Annotated in this window: 11 protein-coding genes; 9 read left to right on the top strand and 2 right to left on the bottom strand. The window is 41.9% G+C overall.

All coding sequences use genetic code 11. From position 1 onward, the window contains the following. Nucleotides 1-155 (top strand): transposase (locus tag E4T79_RS04675; RefSeq protein WP_194183744.1); only part of this gene is annotated, 155 nt, incomplete at its 5' end. 39 nt (nucleotides 156-194) lie between these two features. Here E4T79_RS04675 and E4T79_RS04670 read toward each other — a convergent pair. Continuing rightward, entirely contained in the window at nucleotides 195-1,355 is a 1,161-nt protein-coding gene (locus E4T79_RS04670; protein ID WP_135028184.1) for a DUF2974 domain-containing protein, read from the bottom strand. Nucleotides 1,356-2,931: 1,576 nt separating this feature from the next. Between E4T79_RS04670 and E4T79_RS04665 the strand changes: the two genes are divergently transcribed. From E4T79_RS04665 to E4T79_RS04630, 8 genes are all read left to right on the top strand, one after another. Next, entirely contained in the window at nucleotides 2,932-3,168 is a 237-nt protein-coding gene (locus E4T79_RS04665; RefSeq protein WP_135028182.1) for a DUF2829 domain-containing protein, read from the top strand. Then, nucleotides 3,161-3,859 (top strand): 3-oxoacyl-ACP reductase, encoded by a 699-nt coding sequence (locus E4T79_RS04660; protein WP_135028180.1) that lies wholly within the window; start codon nucleotides 3,161-3,163, stop codon nucleotides 3,857-3,859. The genes E4T79_RS04665 and E4T79_RS04660 overlap by 8 nt, the downstream gene beginning before the upstream one ends. Nucleotides 3,860-3,876: 17 nt before the next feature. Then, nucleotides 3,877-4,785, top strand: coding sequence for an alpha/beta hydrolase (locus E4T79_RS04655; protein WP_135028178.1), 909 nt, complete (start codon nucleotides 3,877-3,879; stop codon nucleotides 4,783-4,785). A 519-nt stretch (nucleotides 4,786-5,304) separates the two neighbouring features. Further along, nucleotides 5,305-5,745: an ASCH domain-containing protein gene (locus E4T79_RS04650; RefSeq protein WP_135028176.1), complete on the top strand. Its 441-nt coding sequence runs from the start codon at nucleotides 5,305-5,307 to the stop codon at nucleotides 5,743-5,745. 139 nt (nucleotides 5,746-5,884) lie between these two features. After that, nucleotides 5,885-7,264, top strand: coding sequence for a bifunctional UDP-N-acetylglucosamine diphosphorylase/glucosamine-1-phosphate N-acetyltransferase GlmU (gene glmU, locus E4T79_RS04645; RefSeq protein ID WP_135028174.1), 1,380 nt, complete (start codon nucleotides 5,885-5,887; stop codon nucleotides 7,262-7,264). An 8-nt stretch (nucleotides 7,265-7,272) separates the two neighbouring features. Further along, nucleotides 7,273-7,815, top strand: coding sequence for an NUDIX hydrolase (locus E4T79_RS04640; protein ID WP_135028172.1), 543 nt, complete (start codon nucleotides 7,273-7,275; stop codon nucleotides 7,813-7,815). Between the two features lie 7 nt (nucleotides 7,816-7,822). After that, nucleotides 7,823-8,143: a cell wall synthase accessory phosphoprotein MacP gene (macP, locus tag E4T79_RS04635; RefSeq protein WP_135028170.1), complete on the top strand. Its 321-nt coding sequence runs from the start codon at nucleotides 7,823-7,825 to the stop codon at nucleotides 8,141-8,143. A gap of 9 nt (nucleotides 8,144-8,152) precedes the next feature. Then, a complete protein-coding gene (locus E4T79_RS04630) occupies nucleotides 8,153-8,839 on the top strand; it encodes a 5'-methylthioadenosine/adenosylhomocysteine nucleosidase (RefSeq protein ID WP_135028168.1) in 687 nt (228 codons plus the stop codon). Nucleotides 8,840-9,719: 880 nt separating this feature from the next. Here the strand turns inward: E4T79_RS04630 and E4T79_RS04625 are convergent. Beyond that, entirely contained in the window at nucleotides 9,720-10,508 is a 789-nt protein-coding gene (locus tag E4T79_RS04625) for a peptidylprolyl isomerase (RefSeq protein ID WP_135028166.1), read from the bottom strand. Nucleotides 10,509-10,601 lie beyond the last annotated feature (93 nt).

The raw sequence follows: 10,601 nt of genomic DNA, 5'->3' as shown, positions 1-10,601 counted from the left end.
AGCAGGGGCATAGAATTTTACCACTTCCTCCGTACTCACCTGAGTACAATCCCATCGAGAAAACATGGGCTCACATCAAAAAACACCTCAGAAAAGTATTGCCAAATGCCCATACTTTCATTGAGGCACTTTTGTCCTGTTCTTGTTTCAGTTGATTATAGTAGAGTATCAGACGAAGAAAACTGACAGGAAGTTTATTTCCTGCCAGTTTTCTTTTTAAACCATTTCGCTAATGTTGCATAGGGGCTTGTCAGAGCGTCTTTCCAGACTTGATAGCGGGTGTCAATCAAGCGACGAAAGAGCGTATCAAGTATGTCTTTTTCCTGTTCCGTTAGGTTTTGTTGTTGCTGCATGAGGAGGCTAATTTTTTTCGGGGTATCAATAGTGAAATCATCGAGCCGCTCAATCCCGGCATCAATGAATATACCAAAGAGGAGGTCAAAGAAGCGTTTGAGCTCTTCGTCATTAAGATTAGCTGTCCATGTTTTTAGGGTTTCATCGATTTGGACACTGTTTTCTGTAAGTGCAGGTGCTAATTTGAAATCATGCCCCTCAATTTCCCACGTAAAGCTGATATGTTGGAGCAAGCCAAAAGCTTTACTTTCGACAATTTCCGCATGTTCAGGTGTTTCAAGGAGCATACCAACAATCGAATTTTGCGGGATAATGGACTGAATACGGTTCTTTATTGCTAGGTAGCCACTTGATGTGATGACGGACGAATGCACGCCTGGTGAATCGTAGGCGATAATCTGGGTAATTCGTTCTTGGTCTTTTGTATTCATCTGACTGCTAGCATAAATCGCAAGGTTACCGCCCTTGGAATGACCAGCAACGTAGAGAGTCTGATTGGATATGTCCATAATGTTTTTCAGGTATTCAGTCGCAGACTGTTGGGCAGGAATTTCTACCATATACGTCATATGGAAATCTTCTTTCCAGCCAATAATGGTGTCGTCGGTTCCCCTAAAAATAGTGACCAGCTTATCTTGACCAATCTTATAGGTTATAGCTGCAAACTGCTTTTCTTCTTTTTTATCGTAGTCATCCACATAGGCAAAGGCCTTGATTGCCTTGAAACGCTTCGTTTCCTTAAGGAGTTGGAGTAGCTGGAGGCGATTAGGGGTAACAGTGACGGAGAGATTTGGAGTATCTCTTTTTTGGTAGGTTGCTTCAAATTGCTCGGCTAAATGATCCAGTCGAAGGGTATTTGCTGTCGTAAAGTCTGACGTTACTAGTTCGTTAAAAGGCAGGTAGGAAATTTCCGTCAACGCAAGAATATCCAGGCGGTTGAGGGGTAAATCATAAAAATTATAATAAGCTACTTCTTCAATGTACTGTAGTAGGTTTGGCATGTGATACTCCTATACTATAGTCATTTAATTGCTTCGTTCACTTGCTTTGCCGCACTCTAGTACAGCCTGCAGCTCCTTGTCTAGTACTCAAAGCAAACGAAAAGACTATATATGTTTAAACTATTATATCGTATCATAATCAAAACCACAACTGCAATCATGGGACGTATACGACAACTACAGGAGCGTAAAATCTCCAACTTTTCTTTCACAAAGCAATCCTTTATAAAAAATGAACCTCTAACTAGCTTTCACCATTGAGAATTGTGTAAGGTTGGGGGAAAGATAGCGAGGTCCCCTCTAAACTGAAGTTTAGCAAGTTGAGCTAATGATAGCAGAAGTTGATAGTTGACGGACATAAAATCAGTCTTAAGACGGATGTGGCGATACACTAAATTTTGTATACTATAGTCAATCCTAAATATTTTTCATAATCTCCTTAAAGCACCAGCCCAGTGGCTGGTGCTTTTGTGTACAAAAATAGCGTCCCTTATCTGTTTTGTTCGTTTATTTTTTTATTTACTCGACAGTTCTTTCTTCACGGTCAAGTTCAAGGATTGATAGCAAGTGCCTAAAATCAATGGTCTTCAAAATAGGTTAGCATAATGAGCAGCCATGTTATCTCACCGTATTCAATGAATATCACCAGTAAATTAGGGAATGGGATTGAACGTAAATCTAGCGTTGGCAGGGGTGAGTGGATGCTATTTAATGAGCGGGAGATGTTTCTTTCGTTTTAGTTCGCAATCTATGTAGCGCACAATGATGAAGGATGGTATAGATTTTAGAAAGTGTCTGAATAATACACATGTTTTATAAGATACGTTAAGGATAAAACATCAATTTTTATCTGGATTGAGCAGCGATAGCTGATACTGTTAGGGAAAACAGCTAGTTATCGTACAAAGAGATAGTGCGTCATGTAGATAAAGTTTCTTTTGGAGCATGAATAGGGTGGTGTCGTTAACAATACAGGACGCCTGGATTGCTGTAGCCATTTTGGTAGCGTTGAAATGGGGATAGGGATTATCGATTTCATAAAAGAAAATAAAGCCTGAGGCTGGTAAATAGTCCAGCTTTCTAATTTTACGAACCGCATTACATTGACGCAGTGGTTGCTTGCTTCAATGGCTATCATGCCCTTGAAAGTTGGAAATGCTGCTCTTTTTCAGGGAGCAGGCTAAAAAGCTCTACTGGAGTTTTTACTCATATTTGTTCGTGTTTCCCACTCCACATCGGACCTCTACGACTGATGCAAACTCGTTGGCTTCATTTCCAACCTCCAACAGTCACTACTCTATGCGGGGGTGGGAGTGGGACGGTCTGGGAATAGACCGTTTCAGCCTTAAGTTAGAATGCAGGAAATAAGGTAAAAACCGAACTCGTTCTTATATCTTTTGAGTTCTTTCCTACTCCCTAAAATGGGGTGTATGAAATGATTATAGCTATCTGTTCTACTCCGGTTTATGTAAGGCGTTAGGACTTGTGGTATAATGGAAAGAGAAACTTTGGGTTGTCTATATTTAGTTGAACTAAAGCAAAGTGTTTTAATTTACATAAGAAAGAGGAGCAAACCATGACATTTGAAGAGATATTACCAGGGTTAAAGGTCAAAAAAAAATATGTTCGGATAGGCTGGGGTGGTGCTGAAAACTATGTCCAGCTCTTTGATACGATTGAGCAAAATGGTGTAGCGCTGGAAGTAACCCCCTACTTTTTAATCAATGTATCAGGTGAGGGAGAGGGGTTTTCTATGTGGAGTCCGACACCATGCGATGTCTTAGCAACAGACTGGGTGGAAGTTCATGACTAAGAAAGTCCTTGTGACGGGTGTGTCCTCGGGCATTGGACGTGCTCAAGCCCAGCTGTTTTTGGAAAAAGGCTATGAAGTTTATGGTGTTGATAAGGAAGAACAACCCTCATTGATCGGTGATTTTCATTTTTTACAACTAGATCTTCGGAGTAGTTTAGAGGCTCTCTTTAACTGGTTGCCCGAAGTGGATATTCTCTGCAATACTGCTGGGAAATTGGATGATTATAAAGCCTTGCTAGATATTCGTGAGGAAGTAATGGAGGATATCTTAGCTATTAATCTATTTGCACCTATGCGTCTTACTCGCTTTTATCTAAACAAGATGTTGGAAAAAAAGGCAGGGATAATCATCAATATGTGTTCGATTGCTAGTTTTCTTGCTGGTGGCGGTGGTGTAGCCTATACGACTAGTAAGCATGCTCTGGCAGGCTTTACCAAGCAACTAGCACTTGATTATGCTGATAAAGGGATTCAGGTTTTTGGCCTAGCACCAGGCGCAGTCAAGACGGCTATGACGGCAAGTGATTTTGAAGAAGGTGGGATGGCGGATTGGGTCGTGGCAGAAACACCAATCAAGCGTTGGCTAGAGCCGGATGAAATCGCAGAAGTCACCTTATTTTTGGCGAGCGGGAAAGCAAGTAGTATGCAGGGGGAAATCCTCAAGATTGACGGTGGTTGGAGTTTGAAATAAAGTAACGGGGAAAACAAATGACAAAAGTGACAAGGTGGCGATTTGGACCGCGTCAAACCAGTGCTATCTTATGGGCGATTGACGAGCCAAAAGCAATCATCCAAATCGTTCATGGTATGATTGAACAGATGGAGCGATACGATGAGTTTGCTCGCTTTCTCAATCAAGCGGGTTACGCGGTGATAGGTCATGATCATGTGGGACATGGACATACAGTCCGTCGGCAAGAAGACTACGGTGTGTTTCCAGGTGGCTGGCATGTCTTGATTGAAGATGTACAGGGCTTACATGAAGAGATAAGAATGCGCTACCCTAATCTTCCTCTTATCATTATGGGGCATTCCATGGGTTCTTATATCACTCGCTTGTATTTGGCAGAACATGGAATAGATGTTCAGGCTAGTATTCTTATGGGAACAGGCCAAGAACCCCTCTTGAAAACGAGAGCAGGTATCCATTTGGTTAAGATGCTAACGGGGATTTATGGACCTCTTCATCGCAGTAAATTAGTCGAAGCTATGACTACAGGTCATTTTAATAGGCATTTTTCGCCTACGAAAACCAGTGCAGACTGGTTGACGAGAGATCGGAACGAAGTAGACAACTATTTGACCAATCCCCGTCACCAATTCAGACCGACTACCAGCATGTATGAGGCCTTGTTTACCTTTGCTAATTATGCTGCGCAGACGAATTGGATCGATAAAATTCCCAAAAATTTACCGCTATTATTGATTTCAGGGCAGGAGGATCCGGTTGGTGAGTGTGGTAAGGGGGTCAAGCGTTTCTATGATCTACTGGTGAAGCTTGGCTGTTCTCGGGTCAGCTTCACCTTGTATCCTGAAGCCCGCCATGAAATTCTCAATGAATGGAATAAGGAGGAGGTCATGTTAGACATCCTCAAGTGGATAAATGGAGTGGTATAGTCATTTAGTTTCTATTTTTTATTACTTCGTTCACTCGTCTTGCTGTACCATTGAGAAAAGTTACACTTTTCTTATCTGTCACTTGAAATAGTTATCAACTATTTCAACTACCTGCGACTCCTTGCCTAGTGCTAAAAATAAACGAAACGGCTATAGAAGAAAGACCGAGTGCGAAGTCCAATCTTGATAGAAAATATGGAAGTTAAGGGACGGTAGATGTAGAAAAGTTCTCTTTCTAGCAAGTGAGGGCCAAAAGACCGTCGTAGACTTGCTATGAAAGTGATGGTTTGCAAGAAAAGTGCCTGTTTCAAAAGAGAATAGCAGACAGGCTATTTCAAAGTAGATAGAAAAACTAGGACTAGATATTCGTAGCTCAAGACGTACATTTACGCTTGTTTGGCAGTTACTTGCAGATAGTTTCTCATGTTCAAAGAGATGATCCTTGATGATTGGAAAATGATTTACTGAATGAAAGTACCTCATTTATGAATACAGTTTCTACAGTAGCGGAGAAGTAAGATGACAGCAGAAGAAATGTGGGAGACCTATCGTTTGATGAATCCTCAGATTGAGGAGAAAGTTGTTGCATGGCAGTTTGGGGCTGAGGCAGATTTGTTAGCAGATTTGGTCTTAGGAGGAGGAAAAACAGCGACAGCCTCAGCCTATGACTTGTATGCTTTAGCAGAAGAAGCATTACCTACAGTTGGTGAGCAGAGTGTGATTTTAAATGGTCAAGAGGAAGCTGTTTGTGTGATTGAAACGACCAAGGTGGAAGTGCTTCCTTTTAACCAAGTGTCGGCAGACCATGCCTTTAAAGAAGGAGAAGGGGACAAGTCGCTGGCTTATTGGCGCCAGATTCATGAAGAATTATTTAGCCAATGGTTGGAGGAAGTTGGTCTGGCTTTTTCTGAGGATAGCCAAGTTGTCTTAGAAGAATTTAAAGTAGTCTATCCACTGTAATCCTATTCCTTAGTCCCTGTCTATTTAGGAGAGGGATTTTTGACTGTGATGCTACTTTTATGAGAGGTTAGACCCGGCTTTATTGACTTTAGAAAGTATGCTATAATAGGAACGAGAACAATAGATTGGAAAGAATAGTATGACAAATTATGCAATTATTTTAGCCGCAGGTAAGGGAACTCGGATGAAATCAGATTTACCCAAGGTCTTACATAAGGTCGCAGGAATTTCAATGTTGGAACATGTTTTCCGTAGTGTTTCTGCTATTTCGCCTGAAAAAATTGTGACGGTGGTTGGTCACAAGGCGGAGATGGTTGAAACTGTACTAGCTGGGCAGACAGAATTTGTAAGCCAGTCAGAACAGCTTGGTACTGGTCATGCGGTCATGATGGCAGAGCCTGTACTTCAGAACCGTAGCGGACAAACCTTAGTGATTGCAGGTGATACTCCTTTGATTACAGGCGAAAGTTTGCGTGATTTGGTCAAGTTTCACATTAACCATAAAAATGTGGCAACTATTTTGACAGCAGAAACGGTCAATCCATTTGGTTACGGACGTATTGTACGCAATCAATATGCAGAGGTGACGAAGATTGTTGAAGAAAAAGATGCCTCTGATTTTGAAAAGCAGATTAGAGAAATCAATACAGGTACCTATATCTTTGACAATGAACGTTTGTTTGAGGCATTGAAAAATATCGATACCAACAATGCTCAGGGAGAATACTATATCACAGATGTGGTGAGTATTTTCCGTGAAGCAGGTGAGAAAGTGGGAGCTTACCTGCTCCGTGATTTTGATGAAAGTCTAGGGGTCAATGACCGTGTAGCTCTTGCCAAAGCTGAAGAAGTGATGCGCGAACGGATTAACAAGACCCATATGCTGAATGGTGTCAGCTTTGTCAATCCAGCAGCTGCTTATATTGATGTTGATGTAGCTATTGCTCCAGACGTGACGATTGAGGCTAATGTGACCTTGAAAGGGAGGACCTTAATCGGTGCAGAAAGTGTCCTGACCAATGGGACTTACATTGTTGATTCAGAAATTGGTGCGCGTGCGGTAGTGACTAATTCCATGATTGAGGCATCGCGTATTGCAGAAGGTGTAACGATTGGACCATACGCCCATATTCGCCCAGGTTCTCAGCTAGCAAAAGAGGTCCACATAGGTAATTTTGTAGAGGTCAAAGGTTCTACTATTGGGGAAAATACCAAGGCTGGTCATTTGACCTATATCGGCGATGCTGAAGTAGGACGTGATGTCAATTTTGGTGCTGGAACGATTACGGTCAATTATGATGGGCAGAAAAAATATACAACTAAGATTGGGAATCATGTCTTTGTTGGTTCAAATTCAACCTTGATTGCCCCACTTGAAATTGGTGATAATGGACTGACAGCAGCTGGTTCAACCATTACCAAAAATGTGCCGCAAGATGCGGTAGCGATTGGGCGAAGCCGTCAAGAAAACAAAGAAAAGTATGCGAAACGATTGCCGCATTATCCGAACAATAGTTAGGAGTTGCTATGAAATTTGAAGAAAAGACTATCAAACGAACAGAGGTTTTCAAGGGCCATATTTTTGATGTCGTCGTAGATGATGTGGCGCTTCCTATGGGGGGAGAAGCGAAGCGGGAATTGATTTTCCACAAGGGAGCGGTCTGCGTTTTAGCTGTCACACCGGATGATCAGTTAATCTTGGTCAAGCAGTACCGTAAAGCTATTGAACAGACGAGCTATGAGATTCCAGCGGGTAAGTTAGAAGTTGGAGAAAATGCTGATCCAGAAGCGGCAGCTCTGAGGGAACTGGAAGAAGAAACAGGCTATACAGGTGACTTGGAACTCTTGTATGATTTTTATTCGGCCATTGGCTTTTGTAATGAGCGTTTGCGTCTTTATGTGGCAACAAATTTAGTCAAGGTTGCTAATCCCCGTCCCATGGATGATGATGAAGTGATTGAAGTGTATCATGTGAGTCTAGAAGAAGCATATGACTTGATTGCAAGTGGCGATATTTGTGATGCCAAGACCATCATTGCAATTCAGCAACTACAATTGATGAGAAAGTAGGATGGACATGAGGAAGCCTTTATTGACAGATGAATTATTGGAAGAAATGAGACGGAGAAAAAGCATTCCTCCTCGGCGTTTTGGCTATTACGACCCCGCAGGCGAGTTTGAGGAGGCAGATGAGTTTGGGTCAGAAGAAGACTGGCAGAATGACTATACAGGCTATCAGGAGGGCTATACTCATCGAATACCTGTAGATGCTTCGATTATCAAAAGCCGTCGTATTGAAACTGTCAAGCGAGATGAATTTCGAAGTAAGGTCAATAAAATCCTCTTTTGGGTAGTGCTTCTCGTTATCCTTTTCCTCATTGCAGTCTTTTTTTGGTAAGGAGTTTAGATGAAATTTGGAATTATTGCAGCCATGCCCGAGGAATTGAAGATTCTGGTTGAAGACTTGGAGCATGGGAGAGAGCAAATCGTCTTAGGGCGGACCTATTATACAGGAAAACTGGGGCAGCATGAAGTGGTTTTAGTCCAATCAGGTGTCGGTAAGGTCATGTCTGCCATGTCCGTTGCTATTTTAGCCCAGCAGTTTCAGGTGGATGTGATTGTTAATACTGGATCGGCTGGTGCAGTCGCAGACGGGATTGAAATTGGTGATGTGGTCATTGCAGATCAATTAGCTTATCACGATGTAGATTTGACTGCCTTTGGCTATGACTATGGTCAGATGTCTGAACAACCTTTGTACTTTGAAGCAGATAAAGACTTGGTTTCTAAGATACAGGAAATCCTTGCTCAGCAAGATATAAGAGCGCATATCGGCTTGATTGTGACAGGAGATAGTTTCATTGCAGGACAGGACAAGATTAGGGCAATTAAGGAGCGTTTTCCAGCTGTTTTAGCTGTTGAGATGGAGGGTGCGGCTATCGCTCAAGCGGCTCATAGCGTCAAGTTGCCATTCCTTGTCATCCGTGCTATGAGTGATACAGCGCAAGGGGATGCTCATATTACCTTTGATACCTTTATTATTGAAGCGGGAAAACGTTCAGCTCAGGTCTTGATTGATTTGTTGAAGGGGTAAGGTGTTCTTCTAGCTGTTTTGTGATTCTCTTAGAAGGTGGTGCATAAAAAGCCCACCTTTGAAAACGCCTCTTTCTTTTACACCAAGGCTATTCAGAGAGGCATTAGGTAGAGGTCTAACAACGAGATGTGTTACCTAAGGGGAGCCGCAGCTGTAAGCAGTAAAAACTGGAGCATCTGTATTTCTTTTTACTAATGAGTTATAACTCGAGTTCAATTTAAGATGTGTGGATGTAAAGAACCATAGGAAATCTGATGAAGTGCTTGACGAGAGTTTGTAGTAAATATTTACCGCCCTCGCTCTCTATTTTAAAGGCTCGGGTAGCACTAGTCACTCCTCTGACTAGTGCTATGGCTGCGGCTCTTTTATACAGCTTGGTTGCTTGGTGGAGGACTTTTATAGTCATTTCGTTTATCTTTTATTACTTCGTTCACTCGTTTTGCCGTACTCTAGTACAGCCTGCAGCTCCTTGCCTAGTCCTAAAAGGAAACTGAAAGACTATATTTCTCTGATCCCAAGCGTTGTGAATAAATGAAAAAACACAGGCAGGAGTATGACTTGGACGAAATCAAGTTCATTCTGTCTGTGTTTTAGTATTATAGTCATTTCGTTTATCTTTTATTACTTCGTTCACTCGCTTTGCCGTACTCTAGTACAGCCTGCAGCTTCTTGCCTAGTACTAAAAGGAAACTGAAAGACTATATTTCTCTGATCCCAAGCGTTGTGAATAAATGAAAAAACACAGGCAGGAGTATGACTTGGACGAAATCAAGTTTATTCTGTCTGTGTTTTAGTATTATAGTCATTTAGCTTATATTTTTATTACTTCGTTCACTCGCTTTGCCGTACTCCAGTACAGCCTGCAGCTTCTTGCCTAGTACTAAAAGACTATATCTTTCAAAATCGTAATGGTTTCAATCTTGATGGCTGTTTTGGGCTTATCTTTTTCATCTGTTTCAGTTGCTGCAATGCTATCTACAATGTCCAGACCGTCAACGACTTGACCAAAGACGGTGTAGTTGCCGTCGAGACTTGGATTGCCGCCTGCTTTATAGGCTTCCTTGATTTTAGTGGGGTACTTGCTTGAATCAAGCATTCCAGAAGAGTCTTTAGTATTTTGATTGATGAAGAATTGACTGCCGTTGGTATTGGGTCCAGCATTGGCCATGGAAAGAGCACCACGGATATTGTAGAGAAAGGCTGAGATTTCATTGTTAAAGCCATTGCCCTTGTCAATGCTTTCATCTTTACCAGCCCAGATTGATTCTCCACCCATGCCGGTTCCTTTTGGATCACCACCTTGAATCATAAAATCGTTGATGACGCGGTGGAAGATGACACCGTCGTAGTAGCCTTCTTTCGCGTGGGTTAGAAAATTTTCAACAGCTAGAGGAGCTTGCTTAGGAAAGAGTTTCAAGGTAATATCTCCTGCACTAGTCTTGATGAGGACAGCTGCTTCATCGTCTGAGATTTCTGTTGTTAATTGTGGGAAAGATGCATCGGGATTATTGATGGCGTAGGCTAAATCTTTGGCATATTGGCTTGCGACAGTCGTATCTGTGTTAGGTACAGATGTTGAGCTACTGGTTGAAGAAGTCGTTGTAGAGTTACTGGTACAAGCAGTGAGTAGGAAGACAGTAAGCAAGGTAGATAGTAGACGTTTTTTCATAAGGTTCCTTTCATTGTATACGGACTAGTCTTATTGTAGCATGAATTTCGTTCTTTTTCAAAAATCAGAGAAAGCTGTTTTTTTCTACAGGAT

Source organism: Streptococcus sp. LYSM12 (genome assembly GCF_004569635.1).
In the GTDB taxonomy this organism is placed as follows: Bacteria; Bacillota; Bacilli; order Lactobacillales; family Streptococcaceae; genus Streptococcus.
This window is presented reverse-complemented; position numbering and strand designations above follow the sequence as displayed.

Bases quoted from the DNA above. Each gene is read 5' to 3' on its own strand.
- E4T79_RS04670 (WP_135028184.1), bottom strand. From the start codon at position 1,355: ATGCCAAACCTACTACAGTACATTGAAGAAGTAGCTTATTATAATTTT.
- E4T79_RS04640 (WP_135028172.1), top strand. From the start codon at position 7,273: ATGAAATTTGAAGAAAAGACTATCAAACGAACAGAGGTTTTCAAGGGC.
- E4T79_RS04630 (WP_135028168.1), top strand. From the start codon at position 8,153: ATGAAATTTGGAATTATTGCAGCCATGCCCGAGGAATTGAAGATTCTG.
- E4T79_RS04655 (WP_135028178.1), top strand. From the start codon at position 3,877: ATGACAAAAGTGACAAGGTGGCGATTTGGACCGCGTCAAACCAGTGCT.
- macP (WP_135028170.1), top strand. From the start codon at position 7,823: ATGAGGAAGCCTTTATTGACAGATGAATTATTGGAAGAAATGAGACGG.
- E4T79_RS04660 (WP_135028180.1), top strand. From the start codon at position 3,161: ATGACTAAGAAAGTCCTTGTGACGGGTGTGTCCTCGGGCATTGGACGT.
- E4T79_RS04625 (WP_135028166.1), bottom strand. From the start codon at position 10,508: ATGAAAAAACGTCTACTATCTACCTTGCTTACTGTCTTCCTACTCACT.
- E4T79_RS04650 (WP_135028176.1), top strand. From the start codon at position 5,305: ATGACAGCAGAAGAAATGTGGGAGACCTATCGTTTGATGAATCCTCAG.
- E4T79_RS04665 (WP_135028182.1), top strand. From the start codon at position 2,932: ATGACATTTGAAGAGATATTACCAGGGTTAAAGGTCAAAAAAAAATAT.
- glmU (WP_135028174.1), top strand. From the start codon at position 5,885: ATGACAAATTATGCAATTATTTTAGCCGCAGGTAAGGGAACTCGGATG.